This window comes from Streptomyces sp. NPDC005141, from assembly GCF_053599975.1.
In genome coordinates this window covers 22,601-39,683 of the sequence record NZ_JBSFYW010000009.1, presented here as the reverse complement: position 1 = coordinate 39,683, position 17,083 = coordinate 22,601, and the positions used below count along the sequence as shown (strand labels likewise).

The 17,083-nt window shown below is 71.5% G+C and carries 12 protein-coding genes and 1 tRNA gene; 8 read left to right on the top strand and 5 right to left on the bottom strand.

The window, feature by feature from the left end:
* Positions 1-58: 58 nt before the first annotated feature.
* Entirely contained in the window at positions 59-565 is a 507-nt protein-coding gene (locus tag ACWD68_RS09545; RefSeq protein WP_451805896.1) for a hypothetical protein, read from the top strand.
* Between the two features lie 82 nt (positions 566-647).
* On the top strand, positions 648-3,386 hold the full coding sequence (locus ACWD68_RS09540) for an exo-rhamnogalacturonan lyase family protein (protein ID WP_451805895.1): 2,739 nt from the start codon (positions 648-650) through the stop codon (positions 3,384-3,386).
* Between the two features lie 7 nt (positions 3,387-3,393).
* On the opposite strand, the gene ACWD68_RS09535 is transcribed toward ACWD68_RS09540, so the two are convergent.
* Positions 3,394-5,892: an SCO7613 C-terminal domain-containing membrane protein gene (locus ACWD68_RS09535; RefSeq protein WP_451805894.1), complete on the bottom strand. Its 2,499-nt coding sequence runs from the start codon at positions 5,890-5,892 to the stop codon at positions 3,394-3,396.
* Positions 5,893-6,009: 117 nt separating this feature from the next.
* Between ACWD68_RS09535 and ACWD68_RS09530 the strand changes: the two genes are divergently transcribed.
* Both ACWD68_RS09530 and ACWD68_RS09525 read left to right on the top strand, forming a co-directional pair.
* Positions 6,010-6,456: an SRPBCC family protein gene (locus ACWD68_RS09530; protein ID WP_451805893.1), complete on the top strand. Its 447-nt coding sequence runs from the start codon at positions 6,010-6,012 to the stop codon at positions 6,454-6,456.
* A gap of 39 nt (positions 6,457-6,495) precedes the next feature.
* Positions 6,496-6,567 (top strand) — tRNA-Val (locus ACWD68_RS09525).
* Positions 6,568-6,632: 65 nt separating this feature from the next.
* Here ACWD68_RS09525 and ACWD68_RS09520 read toward each other — a convergent pair.
* Positions 6,633-7,358 (bottom strand): exonuclease domain-containing protein, encoded by a 726-nt coding sequence (locus tag ACWD68_RS09520; protein WP_451805892.1) that lies wholly within the window; start codon positions 7,356-7,358, stop codon positions 6,633-6,635.
* 170 nt (positions 7,359-7,528) lie between these two features.
* Here ACWD68_RS09520 and ACWD68_RS09515 point away from each other — a divergent pair, with 170 nt between their 5' ends.
* The 3 genes from ACWD68_RS09515 to thrS all read left to right on the top strand — a co-directional run bounded on the left by ACWD68_RS09515 (position 7,529) and on the right by thrS (position 11,420).
* Positions 7,529-8,095, top strand: coding sequence for a DUF4365 domain-containing protein (locus tag ACWD68_RS09515; protein WP_451805891.1), 567 nt, complete (start codon positions 7,529-7,531; stop codon positions 8,093-8,095).
* A complete protein-coding gene (locus ACWD68_RS09510) occupies positions 8,092-9,309 on the top strand; it encodes a hypothetical protein (RefSeq protein ID WP_451805890.1) in 1,218 nt (405 codons plus the stop codon). The genes ACWD68_RS09515 and ACWD68_RS09510 overlap by 4 nt, the downstream gene beginning before the upstream one ends.
* A gap of 134 nt (positions 9,310-9,443) precedes the next feature.
* Positions 9,444-11,420 carry a threonine--tRNA ligase gene (gene thrS, locus ACWD68_RS09505; protein WP_451805889.1) on the top strand — a complete coding sequence of 659 codons (1,977 nt, stop codon included), beginning with the start codon at positions 9,444-9,446 and terminating at the stop codon, positions 11,418-11,420.
* 53 nt (positions 11,421-11,473) lie between these two features.
* Here thrS and ACWD68_RS09500 read toward each other — a convergent pair whose 3' ends face one another.
* Positions 11,474-12,130: a potassium channel family protein gene (locus tag ACWD68_RS09500; protein WP_451805888.1), complete on the bottom strand. Its 657-nt coding sequence runs from the start codon at positions 12,128-12,130 to the stop codon at positions 11,474-11,476.
* A gap of 67 nt (positions 12,131-12,197) precedes the next feature.
* Between ACWD68_RS09500 and ACWD68_RS09495 the strand changes: the two genes are divergently transcribed.
* The gene (locus ACWD68_RS09495; RefSeq protein WP_451805887.1) at positions 12,198-12,758 is read left to right on the top strand and encodes an HIT family protein; all 561 of its coding nucleotides are present in this window, start codon (positions 12,198-12,200) and stop codon (positions 12,756-12,758) included.
* Positions 12,759-12,887: 129 nt separating this feature from the next.
* Here ACWD68_RS09495 and ACWD68_RS09490 read toward each other — a convergent pair whose 3' ends face one another.
* Positions 12,888-14,555 (bottom strand): hypothetical protein, encoded by a 1,668-nt coding sequence (locus ACWD68_RS09490; protein ID WP_451805886.1) that lies wholly within the window; start codon positions 14,553-14,555, stop codon positions 12,888-12,890.
* 156 nt (positions 14,556-14,711) lie between these two features.
* Positions 14,712-16,907, bottom strand: a complete 2,196-nt coding sequence (locus ACWD68_RS09485) for an elongation factor G-like protein EF-G2 (protein WP_451805885.1) — start codon at positions 16,905-16,907, stop codon at positions 14,712-14,714.
* Between the last annotated feature and the right edge of the window lie 176 nt (positions 16,908-17,083).

Here is a 17,083-nt window from a genome sequence, read left to right as displayed (position 1 = left end):
CCGGGAATCCGTCTTCGCCGAGAGGTTCGCCGTCTTCGCGGAGTGTCTGCTCACCGGCGTGTGGATCACGATGGCCGCGCTGCCGCTCGTCACCCTTCCCGCCGCGTTCGCGGCCGGCGCGCGGCATCTGCGTCGGCGTACGGCTCACGACGGCGGCGGATGGCGGGAGTTCGTGGCGGACTTCCTGGCGGCCGTACGGGGCGGCTGGCTGGTCGGAGCAGGCGGATGGGCCCTCGCGGCGGCGGTCTGGGTGGACGTCCAGGCCGTGCGCGCCGGAATCCCCGGTGGTCCGCTCGTCGGGGCCGTCGGGCTGGTCGCCCTGATCGGGGGAGCCGTCGCCGGCCTGCGCGCGGCCGCGGTCTGGGAGCCGGGGGCGGCATGGCGGGACCTGCTCGCGGATGCCGCGCGCCGTACGGTCCTCGATCCCGCCGGGTCCTTCCTGCTCGTCGGCGGGCTGGTCGTGGTGGCCTGCTCCGCCCTGCTCGTCGCGCCGTTGGCGATTCCCGTCCTGGGGGCCGTCGCGGCGGCGGCCGTCGCCGTCGAGGAGCGCCGGCGGCGACGCTGAGCCCTCCTCCCGCGGGCCGGAGCCCCGAGCTCCAGGCCCAAACCTGTCATGCCCCTGACTATCCGTAGGGAAAGGAAAGGCCATGTCCCCCATCCCCCGCAGGTCCCTTCTGAAGGCGGCCGCCGTCGCCGGAGCCGCCGCCCGGTTCAGCTGGGCCCCGGGCGCCACGAACGCGCAGGCCGCCCCCAGCGCCGAGGCCGCGGACGCGGACCCGGTGACGTTGGACTGGCTGGAGGACGGCGGCCTCGGTGCCGCCCCCGGTTCCACCGTCGGCGTTCCCTGGCCGAAGGGCACGTACCAGCCGGACCAGACGTTCGCGCTCGCGGACGCCGACGGCAAGGCCGTCCCCGCGCAGTCCTGGCCGCTCGCCTACTGGCCGGACGGTTCCCTCAAGTGGACCGCCCACGCGGTGAGTTCGGATGCGGGGAAGCTCACGCTGTCCGCGGGGGAGCCCACCGCGCCGGAGCGGAGGGTCACCGTCGGCAAGAGCGGCGGCACCATCGCCGTCTCGACCGGGGTCATCACCGCGAGGATCGGCAAGAGCGGCTCCACGCTGGTCAAGTCAGTGACACGCGGCACGACCGAGGTCGCCAGGAACGGCCGCCTCGTTGTCATCCGCCAGCAGGAGATCGAGGACGAGGACCAGGGTGCCGAGAAGTTCGAGCGCTTCGAGAGCGCGATCTCCGCGGTCGAGGTCGAACAGGAGGGTCCGGTGCGGGCCGTCGTCCGCATCGACGGCAAGCACCGCAAGGGCGAACGGAGTTGGCTGCCCTTCTCGGTCCGCCTGTACTTCTACGCGGGCGCCGACTCCTTCCGCATGGTGCACACGATCACCTTCGACGGAAAGCAGGAGCCCGGGAAGAGCAGCGGCGACTTCGTCCGCGGGCTCGGCGTCCGCTTCACCGTGCCGATGCGCGACGCCGCCTACGACCGGCACATCCGGATCGGCGGCGACGGCACCGGTCTGCTGCGCGAGGCCGTCAAGGGCGTCACCGGGCTGCGCCGCGACCCCGGAGCGGCCGTCCAGGCCGCCCAGTTCGCGGGGGAGAAGCTGCCCGACCCGTCCACCTGGGACCAGCGGGTCACCACCCGGCTCCAGTACATCCCCGAGTGGGGCGACTACACCCTCTCCCAGCTCTCCGCCGACGGCTTCTCCCTGCGCAAGCGCACGAAGAAGGGGTACGGCTGGATCGGTGCCGGCGGCGGCCGGCGCGCCTCCGGGTTCGGTTACGTCGGCGGGCCGAGCGGCGGATTCTCCTTCGGACTGCGGGACTTCTGGGAGAAGTTCCCCGCCCAGCTCGACATCCGGGACGCCCACACCGACGAGGCCGAGGTCACCCTCTGGCTCTGGTCGCCCGAGGCGCAGCCCATGGACCTGCGCTTCTACCACGACGGCATGGGCCAGGACACGTACGCCGAACAGCTCGAAGGCCTCAACATCACCTACGAGGACTACGAGCCGGGCTTCGGCACCCCCTACGGCATCGCCCGGACATCGGAACTCCTCTTCTGGGCCGACGAGTCGACACCCACACCCGAGAAGCTCGCCGAACAGGTCGACGCCGTACGTGTGCTGCCGCAGCTCGCCGTCCCGCCGAAGCAGCTGATCAAGGCGAAGGTCTTCGGTCCCGGCCTCTACTCCGAGCCCGACCGGTCCACGCCCGCCAAGGCGAAGATCGAGGACCACCTCGACTTCCTCTTCACCTATTACAAGGACCAGGTGGAGATGCGCCGTTGGTACGGCTTCTGGGACTACGGCGACATCATGCACTCGTACGACCCGGTCCGGCACCAGTGGCGCTACGACGTCGGCGGCTACGCCTGGGACAACTCCGAACTGTCGCCGGACCTCTGGCTGTGGTTCGCGTACCTCCGCAGCGGCCGGGCGGACATCTTCCGCTTCGCCGAGGCGATGACCCGGCACACCGGCGAGGTCGACGTCTACCACCTCGGCCAGTGGGCCGGCCTCGGCACCCGGCACGGTGTGCAGCACTACGCGGACAGCGCCAAGCAGCAGCGCATCGCCAACACCACCTACCGGCGCTACTACTACTTCCTCACCGCCGACGAGCGGGTCGGCGATCTCATGCACGCCAACGTCGACTCCGACGAGACCTTCCTCGTCCTCGACCCGATCCGCAAGATCCGCACCGAGCCCTACACGCCCGACCGGCACGCGCTGTCGATCGGCTTCGGCACGGACTGGAGCGGGCTCGTCTCGGCGTGGCTGACCGAGTGGGAGCGCAAGGGCCCCAAGTGGGAGAAGGCCAAGGCGCGCGTGCTGTCGACGATGGAGACCATCGCCGCGCAGCCCAACGGATTCGTCCAGGGCACCGGCCTGTACGACCTCGACACCGGCCGGTTCGCCGTCGCCGCGGAGCCCGTGGTCGGCGTCTCGCACCTCTCCGCGGTCTTCGGCCTGAACGAACTGTGCGCCGAGCTCATCGATCTCGTCGACCTGCCCGCCTTCAAGGAGGCGTATCTCGACTACTGCCGCTACTTCAACGCCACCAAGGCCGAGCAGGCCGCCCGCTACGGAACCAACTTCGGCACCCTGCTGCTCTTCCAGGGCCACTCACGCCTCGACGCGTACGCCGCGGTACAGACGGGCGATGCCCAACTCGCCACGCGCGCCTGGACGAAGTTCTACGGCTCCGACGGCTACACCGAGTCCTCGCCCTGGAAGACGGAGAAGCTGAGCGGCCCTGTCACGCCGGTGCCGGGCAGCGAGGCCAACTGGGTCTACACGAACGACACAGCGCTCTACGGCCTCGCCGCCATCGAGAATCTGGCACTCCTCGGCGACAGGATGCCTTCGTGACCGATCCCTAGTCCATCCTCCCCAGCACCTCCCGCACCCGCCGTGCGTCGCGGATCCGCTGCTCGTACGTGGCACCCAGCGCGAGCAGCACCAGACCGGCGAGTGCGGGAGGCATCCAACGGGGGAGCGCGTCCACCACCTGGACGATGTACGGGGCGAGTTCGTGCAGGGCGTCCAGCCCGAGCACGGTGCCGCCCAGCACCAGCGGAGCCTGCAGACGGTGCCGGGCACCCAGCAGGGTGACGGCGAGCGCCGCCGCGCCCAGCAGCAGCGGGCGCGGCCAGTGCGCGTCGCCCCACGCCGCGAGGAGACTCGGCACGAGCGTCACGGACAGCCCCGGAGCGTACGCCGTCCACGACGACACCGCCGTGTCCCGGCGGCGCCTCAGCGCTCCCACCAGCAGCGCCGGAACGGTCACCGGCAGCGTGTACGCCTCCGGGGAGCCGACACCCCAGGCCGCCAGCCGCACCCAGGCGGCCATCACGAACAGCGCGGTGGCCGCGTATCCGACGGGGCGGCGGTCCTCCCGTACGGCCGTGCCCGCGGCGATCACCCCGCACAGGGCCAGGACCGTGGCGAGCATGGCCGGATCGGCGACCGTGAGCGCGATGGCGACCAGCCCCGCGACGGCACCGGTGACCTCGACCGACACCCTCGTCGGCACGTCGTCGACGCGCGCCGCCGAGAGAGCCGCGACCACGGGCACCACCAGCACGAGCAGCGCGATGTGCTGGGGCCGCAGGCCGAGGGAGGCACCCGCCGCGCAGGCGAGGGCGGTGGCGTACCCGAGCGAGGCGGGCGCCGCGACCGGTCCGAGGCCGGGCCGCGGGGCGGCGGCCGCGAACAGGGCGGCCAGGGCGGCGAGCACCGTCAGGGTCGCGGCCTCGGAGGCCAGTGCGAGGAACGCGAGGCTGACCGAGGTGAGGAGCGCGAGCAGCAGTGCCGCCAACGGGGCGTGCGTCCGGCGGGCGTACACGAGCAAGGCCACCGTCATGAGCCCGTGCACGGACAGCGCGGCCAGGTAAGGGAGTTCGAGGGTCGCCGGGAGGACGAACACCGTCGCCCACGTCAGCGTCAGCGCGCAGATCAGGGCCCGGGGGCGCCACTCGGCGGCGCGGACGGCCACGATCAGGACCGCGGCGACGAGCGCGAGGACGAGCGGTGCCGTGACCGCGTCCGAGGGCCAGGGCAGATCGCCGGCCGGCGCGTCGCGCGCGGTCGCCGGAGCACCCGACCAGACCGAACCCAGCAGGCCGACCGGTCCCAGCAGGGTGATCACGACCACGGGCAGCGTCCACGCCACGGCGAGGGCCTGCACACAGCCGGAGGCCAGCGCGACCCCACGGCGTACCGGCTCGGGAAGTCCCGTCCGTACGACGGCCAACAGGGCGATCCCGCACACCAGATGACCGGGAACCGTCCACTCTCCGGGCAGGGACGTGCGCAGCACGCCGCCGAACGCGACGACGGTGATCAGGCCCCCGGCCGTCGCGGTGCCCGTCGCGACGCCCGGCTTCGGGGCGCCCCACGCCGCTGTCAGGGCGATCGACGCGGCAAGGAGGAGGAGCGCCGCCGCACGGGCGGCGGCGCTCGGGCCGGCGGCCGTCCAGGACAGCCAGCCGGCGGCGAAGGTGCCCCAGCCGCCCAGGCCGTACGCCCCGGCGACGGCGACGACGCGGACGGACTTCAGGGGCATGCGCAGCGCGAGCACCGCGTCGAACGCCGCCGTGACCAGCAGGGCGGCGGTGATGGCGTGCGCGCCCGCGGCGGCGGCCACCGCCCACAGGACCAGCGGGAACTGCGCGGCGACCACGGCGGCGGGCAGAGGCAGCCGCAGCGGCACACGCACTCCGGTGCCGGCCGCCAGCTGTCCGGTATCGGCTGCCTGACGTCCGGTGCCGCTCGTGGCCGGCTGCCGTCCGGCGCCCGCGGCGGACGGCTCCGGGGTGCCCGTGGCGGCCGTCCGCGCGTCCGTCGTCCGGTGCGCGGCGCCCACCGCGAGTCCGTACGCCGCCCATACGGCGGCCAGCACCGCCGACGCGATCGCCGCGTAGCCGAGACCGTCCGTACGGGGGAGCGCGACCGCGTACAGCGCGTACGCGTCCAGGACCGTCAGCGCGAGGCCGAGCCCCGCCAGCGACTCGGCGGTGGAGCGCAGCCCGCGCCGCAGCAGGAGCACGGGCGCGCCGAGCGCGGCCAGCGTCACCGCGCCGAGCACCAGCGACCGCCCCGTGATCCCCAGGTGGCCCCATCCGACCAGCGTGAACGCGACGGCGGCGATGGTCAGCAGGATGCCGCCGAGGACCAGCAGCACGTTCTGCACACCGGGTGCCGTGGCCTCCGGCCGACGGGTCGGAGGTGCCGGGGGCGGGGTCCGTACGGGCGGCCGGAGCGCGTGCACCAGCCAGGCGCGGCGGGTCAGCAACACGGTCCGGCGCGCGTCGAGTTGCCGCAGCTCGGCGTCGAGGAGCCGCAACTCCTCGGCCGGGGACGGGATCTGGGTCATACTCCGGAGTGTGGTGCCGGTCACGTCGCCGGGCATGAGTGCGGGTACTCACGCCGTACTCAGATCGGCGGACGGACGCCGTCGGTACATCCGTCCGCCGCTGGGAAGACTCGTTCCATGGACTGGACCCACTACGGTTTTCACAGCGTCTGGGAGCTGCCCGCGCCACCCGCGGACGTGTACACGGTCCTGGAGCGGGCCGAGAACTACCCGCGCTGGTGGCCCCAGGTGCGCGAGGTGACCCGCGTGGACGACGACACCGGCGTCATACGGGTCCGCTCGGTCCTGCCGTACGACATCACCTTCACCGCCGGCGCGGTCCGCCGGGACCCGGCGGCGGGTGTCCTGGAGATCGCGATGTCGGGCGACCTCGACGGCTGGGCGCGCTGGACCTTCGACGCGACCGGCCCGGGAACCCGTGCCCGGTACGACCAGGAAGTGCGCGTGACCACGCCGCTGCTGCGGCGGCTCGCCGTGCCGGGACGCCCCTTCTTCCGCGCCAACCATGCCCTGATGATGCGTGCGGGACAGCGCGGACTGAGGGCCCATCTCGAAGCGGTTTGAACCCCACCCGCCGGGACCTGTATTGTTCAGTCCGTTCCCGGGCGATTAGCTCAGTGGGAGAGCGCTTCGTTCACACCGAAGAGGTCACTGGTTCGAACCCAGTATCGCCCACCCGGAGAAGACCGGTCCGTCACCGACGGACCGGTTTTTTGTTTGCTCGCGGGCATCGCCCCTGGTCAGGCCGCCGCCGGCAGTTCCGGGCGCAGAGGCCACGCCGGATCCACCGCCTCCGGAGAGCCGCTGCGCGCGAACCAGGCCTGGAGCCCGCGGGCCTGTGCCGCGTGCCACACCGCCTGGAGCGTGTGCAGCTCGGCCGGCGACAGCCGTTCCAGCCGGGCCGCGAAACGGCGCCCCACCGCACGGACGACCTCCATCGAGGCCAGCGCGTCGGCCGCCGCGTCGTGCGCGCCCTCCAGCACCACGTCGTAGTGCGCGCACAGATCGGTCAGGGTGCGGCGCCCCTTGCGATAGCGGTCCAGGTGCTTGTCGAGGACGCGGGGATCGAGCACGCGCAGCGATGTCGGCTCGAACCAGTGGTCGAGGGACGAGGCGCGATGCCTGCGCAACTCCCGGTCCAGAAGCGTCAGATCGAACGGGGCGTTCATCACCACGAGCGGGCGGCCCGCCGCGGCGTGTTCGCCCAGTTCCCGGGCTATCTCCTCCATCACGGGCGACGGCCAGCGGCCGTTGCGCTGCAGATGCTCGTCCGTGAGCCCGTGCACCGCCGTCGCCCCAGCGGGCACCGGCACTCCCGGGTTCACCAGCCACCGGGTCACCCTCGGACGGGCACCCGCGGCGTCCTGGACGACGACGGCGGCCGACACGATCCTGTCGGTCTCGACGTCCACGCCCGTGGTCTCCGTGTCGAACGCGGCCAAAGGGCCCTCGTACCAGCACGTCATACGCACACAACTCCTCGTTCACCCACGGCAGCTGACGCACCGTCTTCTGCCCGTTTGGTGATACCCGGGCTGTTTGCGCCGTACGCCGGAAGGAGACAACAGAGGTACGGGTCTTTGCAGTTCAGCGACTCGTCGCGGGGATACACCAAGCCTGGAAGGCTGTTGGACTCATGGCACTCGCGCAGCCCGAGCGGGGCGGGCTGCTGCCCCAGCGGACGGCACCCCATCGCGGATCGCTCGCCACCACCGCCTGCATGGAGACCTTGCAGGTGGGCTACTTGCACGCCGTCGCGGCCGCCGCGGGCTGCTCGCTGTCCCAGCCGTTTCCCGACAACGGCATCGACTGGCACGTCAGCCACAGCGCCCCCGGGCACACCGTCGACGACGAGGTCACCATCAAGGTGCAGCTCAAGTGCACGTACCAGATACCGCCCAATCCTCCGGGGCCCGCCTTCTCCTTCACGCTCGACAACGAGCACCTGGCGAAGCTCGCGCGCACCCCGGTCTCGGTGCACAAGATCCTCGTCGTGATGCTCGTGCCCAGATCCCAGGACGACTGGCTGCGCGCCGGCCACGACCGGCTCGACCTGCGGCACTGCTGCTACTGGATCAACCTCGCCGGGCACGCCATCACGGGCCGGAGCCGGACCACCGTCCGCGTCCCGACGGCCCGGATCTTCGACGACCGGGCCCTCTGCGAGATCATGACGAGGGTCGGGACGGGAGGCAGACCATGACACACCGCCCGATCGACGAGGTGCTCCGGCCGGTCAGGCCGCACCCCGCCGAAGCCTTCTGGAACGATCCGCCGACCCCCGACCAGGTCGACCCCGCCGTCCTCGGCGCACTGCTCCGCCGGCACGGCTGGCAGCGCCGCGGGGGAGCGGCCGGACGGTACGGCCGCTGGACCCCACCCGGGCCCGGGGGCGGCGGCACCAGCCTGCTGGTGCCGGAGAACCGGGCCTTCCCCGACAGCGACGACCTCCTTGGCGAGGCCCTCGTAGCGCTCGCCCGCAGCGCCTCCCCGTCCGCCCGCGACGTGCTCGTCGCCCTCGCGGTGCCCAGCGACGAGATCCGCTGGTGGCGGGATGTGCCGACCGGTCCCGTGGGCGCGGCGCCCTGGACCGTCGAGGAGCACCTGCGCGCCGCCGCCCGCCAGATGCTGCTCGCGGGCGCCCTGGCGACGCGCGCGCGTGCCGGCTACTACGGCGCCCGCCACCGCAGGTCCGCAGCGGCCTCCCTGGAGAACCTCCTGGTCGGCGCCGACCCGGGCGGCCGCCGCCTCACCGCCTTCGTGCCCGTGGCCACCGGCCGGCCGCTCGCCGTACGCCTGCACGAGGCCCTGTGCGCCGCCCGCGAGGCCATCGACTACCAGCGGGCCACCGGCGGCATGGAGGCCTTCGACGCGGCCGTCGAGGCGGGCGTCAGCCATGAACTGATGGAAGCCCTGGTGGCCCTCGTCCGCGGCACCGAGGGCGCCCGGATCACCGTCGAGTGGTCGCCCGCCGCAGGCGTCCCCGAGGGCGGCGCGAACCCCGCCGAGCCCGTCGAGTTCTCGCCCGGCGACCTGCCCGTCCTGCGCGAGGCCGGGGCCCGCTATCTGCGCGAGGAGCCGTCCGTGCCCGTGCGCGTCACCGGCGCCGTGGTCCGGATGCGCAGGTCGGGCCCGCGCGGCGCGGGCACCGTACGGCTGCGGGTCCTCGCGGGTGCCGAGGTCCCGCACGTGCGGATGACCCTCGACGAGGAGGCGTACCGGATAGCGGGCCAGGCTCATCTGGTCGGGCTGCCGGTGCGGGTGCACGGGCGGCTGGAGAGCCGCGGTGGTTTCCGCAGGCTCACGGACGCCTCCGGCGTCGTCCCCGTACAGGTCGACGAGGCCGAGCGGGACCGGCTGATGAAGTCGCTCCAGGAGAATCTGGACTTCTTCGAGGAGGCGTGCAGCGAGGACTGAGGCGCGCGTACGGGGAGGACCGAGACCGTACTGTCCACAACCGTTTCGCGGAGGGCACCCCGGGCTCGGTAGGATTCGGGGCATTGCCATGCCATGCCGTATGTGGTGTGGACCCCTTCAGTCAGGAGAGTCCGGTGTCAGACGTCCGTGTGATCATCCAACGCGATTCCGAGCGGGAAGAGCGCGTGGTGACGACGGGCACTACGGCCGCCGACCTCTTCACCGGCGAGCGCACCATCGTCGCGGCCCGTGTGGCCGGCGAGCTGAGGGACCTCGCGTACGAGGTGCAGGACGGCGAGGAGGTCGAGCCCGTCGAGATCTCCTCCGAGGACGGCCTGAACATCCTGCGCCACTCCACCGCGCACGTCATGGCCCAGGCCGTGCAGGAGCTCTTCCCCGACGCCAAGCTGGGCATCGGCCCGCCGGTCAAGGACGGCTTCTACTACGACTTCGACGTCGAGAAGCCCTTCACGCCCGAGGACCTCAAGGCCGTCGAGAAGAAGATGCAGGAGATCCAGAAGCGCGGGCAGCGCTTCTCCCGCCGTGTCGTCACCGACGCGGACGCCCGCGAGGAGCTCGCCGCCGAGCCGTACAAGCTGGAGCTCATCGGCATCAAGGGTTCCGCCTCCTCGGACGACGGCGCGGACGTCGAGGTGGGCGGCGGCGAGCTGACCATCTACGACAACTTCGACGCCAAGACCGGCGAGCTGTGCTGGAAGGACCTCTGCCGCGGTCCCCACCTGCCCACCACCCGCAACATCCCGGCGTTCAAGCTGATGCGCAACGCCGCCGCGTACTGGCGCGGCAGCGAGAAGAACCCCATGCTCCAGCGCATCTACGGCACCGCCTGGCCCTCCAAGGAAGAGCTCAAGGCGCACCTCGAATTCCTCGCCGAGGCCGAGAAGCGCGACCACCGCAAGCTGGGCAACGAGCTGGACCTGTTCTCCATCCCGGACCAGATCGGCTCCGGCCTCGCCGTCTTCCACCCCAAGGGCGGCATCATCCGCCGGGTCATGGAGGACTACTCGCGCCGCCGGCACGAGGAGGAGGGCTACGAGTTCGTCTACACCCCCCACGCCACCAAGGGGAAGCTCTTCGAGACCTCGGGCCACCTGGACTGGTACGCCGACGGCATGTACCCGCCCATGCAGCTCGACGAGGGCGTGGACTACTACCTCAAGCCCATGAACTGCCCGATGCACAACCTGATCTTCGACGCGCGCGGCCGCTCGTACCGCGAACTGCCGCTGCGCCTCTTCGAGTTCGGCACCGTGTACCGGTACGAGAAGTCGGGCGTCGTGCACGGCCTGACCCGTGCCCGGGGCTTCACGCAGGACGACGCGCACATCTACTGCACCAAGGAGCAGATGGCGGACGAGCTCGACAAGACGCTCACCTTCGTCCTGAACCTGCTGCGCGACTACGGCCTCACCGACTTCTACCTGGAGCTGTCCACCAAGGACCCGGAGAAGTTCGTCGGCTCGGACGAGGTCTGGGAAGAGGCCACCGAGACGCTGCGCCAGGTCGCCGAGAAGCAGGGTCTCCCGCTGGTCCCGGACCCGGGCGGCGCCGCCTTCTACGGCCCGAAGATCTCCGTGCAGACCAAGGACGCCATCGGCCGCACCTGGCAGATGTCGACCGTGCAGCTCGACTTCAACCTGCCCGAGCGCTTCGACCTGGAGTACACCGGCCCCGACGGCACCAAGCAGCGCCCGGTCATGATCCACCGTGCGCTCTTCGGCTCCATCGAGCGGTTCTTCGCCGTGCTCCTGGAGCACTACGCGGGCGCGTTCCCGGCCTGGCTGGCGCCCGTCCAGGCGATCGGCATCCCGATCGGCGACGCGCACGTGGAGTACCTCCAGAAGTTCGCCGCCGAGGGCAGGAAGAAGGGTCTGCGGGTCGAGGTCGACGCCTCCTCGGACCGGATGCAGAAGAAGATCCGCAACGCGCAGAAGCAGAAGGTGCCCTTCATGGTCATCGCGGGCGACGAGGACATGGCGGCCGGCGCCGTCTCCTTCCGCTACCGCGACGGCTCCCAGGAGAACGGCATCCCGCTCGACGAGGCCATCGCCAAGATCGCGAAGGTCGTCGAGGAGCGCGCGCAGGTCTGATCGGAGCGGGCCGTGCACCGCTGTCCGCACGCGACGAGAGGCCGCCGGGGAGCTCAGATCCCCGGCGGCCTCTCGTCGCCCTCGCGCGAGAACAACTGCAGCAGCCACGACGAGAACGACCCCGTCACCGCGCCGAGCAGCGCCAGACCGCACGCCATCATGGCGACCGCGATCGTGCGGCCCCGGGGTGTCACCGGCGTCACGTCCCCGTACCCGACGGTCGCCAGCGTGGAGGCGGCCCACCACACCGAGTCGCCGAAGGTGACGATCGTCGCGTGCGGGGCCGCGTACTCCGCCTGGTAGACGGCGAGGGCACCCGCGAAGCCGAGCAGCAGGACCGCGATGCCCGCGTAGAAGATCACCCGGGCGTGCAGCGTGAGACGAGGCTCTCCGCGGCGCCTCAGCACGGCGTCGTAGAGCTTGACGACCCGCAGTGGCCGCAGGAGCGGCAGGACGAGCACCAGGGTGTCCAGCCCGTGTTTCCGGACGAACGGGAGGCCCTGCCCGCTCAGCCGCCAGCGCACCAGGTAGTCGACGAGGAACGCCGCCCAGGTGAGCATGATCACCGAGAGGCAGACGTCCCGCCCCGCGTCGGACATACCGTGCGCCAGCACATGGACCGCGTACGCGGCGAGGAACAGCATCGACGCGACACTCAGTGGTAGATCGGTCCGCTGTTCCCAGCGGGTCATGGGGCTGTCGTCGTCCATGGCCCCAGCTTCGCCGCAGGCCCCTTTGCGTGACACCCGCCGACACGCCGCGAACGGGCGAAGCAATATGCTGCAACACATGACGAGTGAGCCGGAGCAGCAGATCGGAGTGGGAACGCAGGACGCGTTCCAGCGCCTTTGGACGCCCCACCGGATGGCTTACATCCAGGGCGAGAACAAGCCCACCGGTCCGGGGGCCGACGATGGTTGTCCCTTCTGCTCGATTCCGGCCAAGTCCGACGAGGACGGGCTGATCGTGAGGCGCGGGGAGCAGGTCTACGCGGTGCTCAACCTCTACCCGTACAACGGTGGGCACCTGATGGTCGTGCCCTACCGTCACGTCGCCGACTACACGGACCTCACCGTGCCGGAGACCGCCGAACTCGGTGAGCTGACCAAGCAGGCCATGACCGCCCTGCGCACCGCCTCCGGCGCCCACGGGTTCAACATCGGCATGAACCAGGGCACCGTCGCGGGCGCGGGCATCGCCGCCCACCTGCACCAGCACATCGTCCCCCGCTGGGGCGGCGACACCAACTTCATGCCGGTCGTCGGCCACACCAAGGTCCTGCCGCAACTCCTCGCGGACACCCGCAAGATGCTGGCGGAGGCCTGGCCCACCGCGTAGTCCGGCACGGGGCGCCTCCTGCGGGCGCCCCGTCCTTCGCGGGACCGACGGCGTGCGGTCGGCCCGCGGGCCCCGCCGCCCGGTGCCGCGCGCCGTTCCGGCCGGCTCTGCGCGTCGTACGGGCCGGATCTACGCGTCGTACAGGTCGGCCTTGCGCGGCGAGACATCCTGCACCGACGTGCTGAGGAAGGCCGAGCGGTTGCCGAACTTCTCCGTGTCGACGCCGTTCTCCTCGAGGACCTTGATCGCCGCCGAGTGCACCACGCGCAGCACGGGCGTCGCGGCCCGCAGTGCGTCGTCCGCCATGAAACGGTGCCGCCACGGCTGATCGGCCCAGGCGTGCCGCAGTCCGAAGGGCTCGGGCAGCTCCAGACTCCCGCCGAGCCAGTTCAGAAGCGGCGGATACCAGGTCAGGGGGGCCCGCGCCGCGAGCCGCACGACCTCGTCCGCGGTGACCAGCGGCAGGCTCACCTTGCGGGTCTCCCAGAACTTGACGGCCTTCGCGACTTCCTTGGTCGGGGCCTCCGGCTTGGTGGTGAACAGCGAGTTCACCGGCCCCAGCGCATGCCCGGTCACCTCGATGCGCAGCGTCTGGTGCAGCACGGTCACCGTGATCATCATGGTGATGATCAACTGGCCGTCCCACAGCGTCCACTGGACCCCGAGATAGTGCCGGTCGCCGCTGCCGAACTGCTGCTTGTTGCAGATGTCCTGCACGGCGTGCGTCTTGATCGTGTAGGCGTCCACATCCGTGCCGCCCGGCCGGGCCACCGCGTTCGCGTTCTCGCCGATCGGCGTGACGATCCAGTGCTTGATCGAAGGCGCCGGAAAACCACCGGTGTTGAGCGGACCGCGCTCCAGCATGCGCAACTGGTCGTGGATGTTGCGGATGACGTCCCAGCTGCGGAACGGGTGGATCTCCTTGCCCGCGTCCCGCGCCACCAGGTCCTCGGCGAGCTGCCAGCTGCCCCAGCGGGTGCCCATGCCGAGTATGCCCTTGGGGCCCGCGTAGAAGACCGAGTTGGACTGCTGCTCGGCGGTGAGCCGGGCGAGCGCCTGACGCAGCCGCTCCGCCGCCGTCTCACCGGGGCTGCCGGGGACCGCCTCGGGGATCTTGGCGCCGATGCCGCCGCCCGACAGCAGGCTGTCCCAGCGCGCCCGCAGATCCTTCGCCGTGCGCTCGCAGATCTGCTTCGCCCACAGCCAGCCGACGACCGGGAGGACCACCGCGGCGCGCGCGTACCAGGCCCAGAAGCCGGTGAACGGCATGCGGAGGAGGAAGAGGACGGCCAGGGCGCCGACGGCGACGAGGAGCGTGGTGCCGAGCGCGGAGGCGCGCTTGTCCTCGCGCTTGGCGATCTGCGTACGGATCTGGAAGACCAGCAGCCACACCAGCAGTCCGGGCAGGAACAGCAGCCCGCAGAGCACCATGACGGCCGAGAGCCAGTTGTCGCGGTCCCGGCGGATGTTGGTGGCCGCGAGGCAGTGCTCCACGACGACCTGCGGCTCGGTGCCGAAGGACTGGATCAGCGGTTTGCGGCCCGTGCCCAGCATGCGGGCCGTGACGGCCCCCGCGAAGGCCTCGCCGAGATTCGGCGCGAACAGCTTGATCCGGCCGGCCTTGACCGTGGACTTGTGCCATTCGTTGTCGGCCTTGAGGATCTCCTCCACCGGATTGTCGCGGTACGCCGCAGAGGCCAGGGCGAAGCTCGCCGCCGTCTGCCCCGCGGAGCCCGTGAGCGGCACTTGCGCCCCGGGAGTGAAATCGAAACCGTCGAACGCCACTTCCGCCCCCATCGCCGCCGCACCCGCTCCTGCGGCCTTCCCGACTTCGGTGTCCCGCACACCTGTTGATCAGGTCATCGTCTTGATCAGGTTCTCAGGGTAACGGCCGCGACCGACATCCGTCGGCGGACGGCGGAAGCCGCCCGCCGACGGACGAAGCCTCAACCCTCAGGCACCCGGCTCCTGTTCGCGCAGCCGGTCGGCGATCTGCTGCGGCATGGGCTCGTGCCGCGCGTAACGCCGGTCGAAACGCGCGGTGCCGTGCGAGATGGACCGCAGATCCACGGCGTACCGCCCGATCTCGATCTCCGGTACCTCGGCCCGTACGAGCGTGCGCCCGTCGCCCGCCTGCTCGGTGCCGACGACCCGGCCGCGGCGCCCCGACAGGTCGCTCATCACCGCCCCCACGTAGTCGTCGCCGACCATGACGCTCACCTCGGCCACCGGCTCCAGGAGATGGATCTTGGCGTCGCGGGCCGCTTCGCGCAGGGCGAGCGCGCCCGCCGTCTGGAAGGCGGCGTCGGAGGAGTCCACCGAGTGCGCCTTGCCGTCGGTCAGCGTGACCCGTACGTCGATGAGCGGATAGCCCGCGGCCACGCCCTTGGCGGCCTGGGCGCGCACGCCCTTCTCGACGGACGGGATGAACTGCCGCGGCACGGCGCCGCCGACGACCTTGTCCACGAACTCGATGCCCGAGCCGCCGGGCAGCGGTTCGATCTCGATCTCGCAGATCGCGAACTGGCCGTGCCCGCCGGACTGCTTCACATGGCGTCCGCGCCCGGCCGACGAGCCGGCGAACGTCTCCCGCAGGGAGACCCTGTGCGGGACCACGTCGACCTGCACGCCGTACCGGTTGCGCAGCCGTTCCAGGGCGACGTCGGCGTGCGCCTCGCCCAGGCACCACAGGACGACCTGGTGGGTGTTCGGATTCTGCTCCAGGCGCATCGTGGGGTCCTCGGCGACCAGCCGCCCGAGTCCCTGGGAGAGCTTGTCCTCGTCCGCCTTGCTGTGCGCCTCGATGGCGAGCGGGAGCAGCGGATCGGGCATCTGCCACGGCTCCATGAGCAGCGGGTCGTCCTTGGCCGAAAGCGTGTCTCCCGTCTCGGCGCGGTTCAGCTTCGCGACGCAGGCGAGGTCACCCGCGATGCAGTGGCTGAGGACGCGCTGCTGCTTGCCGAACGGCGCGGACAGGGCGCCGATGCGCTCGTCGACGTCGTGGTCCTCGTGTCCGCGGTCGGTCAGCCCGTGCCCGGAGACGTGCACCGTCGCGTCGGGGCGCAGGGTTCCGGAGAAGACCCGGACCAGGGAGACCCGGCCCACGTACGGGTCGGACGCGGTCTTCACGACCTCCGCGACCAGCGGTCCGTCCGGGTCGCAGGCCTTCACCTCGCGCGCGGCGCCGTCCGGCGTGGTCACCGTGGGTGCCGGGCGCTCCAGCGGGGTGGGGAAGCCGCCCGTGACCAGTTCGAGGAGCTCGACCGTGCCGAGCCCCTGCCGGGCGCCCTCGGCGGCCGGAGCCGCGGCCAGCACCGGGAAGAAACTCCCGCGTGCCACGGCCCGTTCCAGGTCCTGCACGAGTGTCCTGAGGTCGATCTCCTCGCCGCCGAGATAGCGGTCCATGAGCGTCTCGTCCTCGCTCTCGGCGATGATCCCCTCGATCAGCCGGTTGCGGGCCTCGTCGATGAGCGGTTGCTGGTCGGGCCCGGGCTCCGCCTCCTTGCGCTCCCCCGAGGAGTAGTCGAAGAGCCGCTGGGTGAGCAGTCCGATCAGGCCGGTCACCGGCGCGTGCCCGTCCGGCGCCTCGGGGCCGCGCAGCGGCAGATATAGCGGCAGTACGGCGTCGGGGTCGTCCCCGCCGAACGCCTCGGCGCAGATCCGGGTCATCTCCTCGAAGTCCGCCCGGGCCGATTCGAGGTGGGTGACCACGATGGCCCGCGGCATTCCGACGGCCGCGCACTCCTCCCACACCATCCGGGTCGAGCCGTCCACGCCGTCCGAGGCCGAGACGACGAAAAGGGCCGCGTCCGCCGCTCGCAGACCGGCCCTCAACTCCCCGACGAAGTCGGCGTACCCGGGAGTGTCCAGAATATTGATCTTGTATCCGTCCCAGTCGACGGGTACCAGGGAGAGCTGCACCGAGCGTTGCTGCCGGTGCTCGATCTCGTCGTAGTCGGAGACGGTGCCGCCGTCCTCCACGCGGCCCGCCCGGTTCACCGCTCCCGCCGTCAGCGCGAGAGCCTCCACCAATGTCGTCTTGCCCGATCCGCTGTGGCCGACCAGCACCACATTCCGTACGGACGCGGGGTGGTCGGCCGCCGTAGCCCTGCCGGCGGCTCCGGGGTGTGCATTCGCCTTGTCGCCCATGGCCTTGCCTCCCGTGCACGGTGAGGTCACTGTGGGCGCGGGACATGCCGAAGCCTCCCCCCGGACTCCGCCCGGGGGCACCCCCAGCGGTGGCGGCTCCGGTGACGCCCCGCGGTGTCTTCGAGCTTTGCACTCGCGTCACGGTGCGTCCATACAGGGGACGCGATCCCGCCGTG

What these genes read in the sequence shown, in the direction of transcription:
- ACWD68_RS09540 (WP_451805895.1), top strand. Translation starts at nt 648, where the DNA reads ATGTCCCCCATCCCCCGCAGGTCCCTTCTGAAGGCGGCCGCCGTCGCC.
- ACWD68_RS09535 (WP_451805894.1), bottom strand. Translation starts at nt 5,892, where the DNA reads ATGACCCAGATCCCGTCCCCGGCCGAGGAGTTGCGGCTCCTCGACGCC.
- ACWD68_RS09530 (WP_451805893.1), top strand. Translation starts at nt 6,010, where the DNA reads ATGGACTGGACCCACTACGGTTTTCACAGCGTCTGGGAGCTGCCCGCG.
- ACWD68_RS09520 (WP_451805892.1), bottom strand. Translation starts at nt 7,358, where the DNA reads ATGACGTGCTGGTACGAGGGCCCTTTGGCCGCGTTCGACACGGAGACC.
- ACWD68_RS09515 (WP_451805891.1), top strand. Translation starts at nt 7,529, where the DNA reads ATGGCACTCGCGCAGCCCGAGCGGGGCGGGCTGCTGCCCCAGCGGACG.
- ACWD68_RS09510 (WP_451805890.1), top strand. Translation starts at nt 8,092, where the DNA reads ATGACACACCGCCCGATCGACGAGGTGCTCCGGCCGGTCAGGCCGCAC.
- ACWD68_RS09500 (WP_451805888.1), bottom strand. Translation starts at nt 12,130, where the DNA reads ATGGACGACGACAGCCCCATGACCCGCTGGGAACAGCGGACCGATCTA.
- ACWD68_RS09495 (WP_451805887.1), top strand. Translation starts at nt 12,198, where the DNA reads ATGCTGCAACACATGACGAGTGAGCCGGAGCAGCAGATCGGAGTGGGA.
- ACWD68_RS09490 (WP_451805886.1), bottom strand. Translation starts at nt 14,555, where the DNA reads ATGGGGGCGGAAGTGGCGTTCGACGGTTTCGATTTCACTCCCGGGGCG.
- ACWD68_RS09485 (WP_451805885.1), bottom strand. Translation starts at nt 16,907, where the DNA reads ATGGGCGACAAGGCGAATGCACACCCCGGAGCCGCCGGCAGGGCTACG.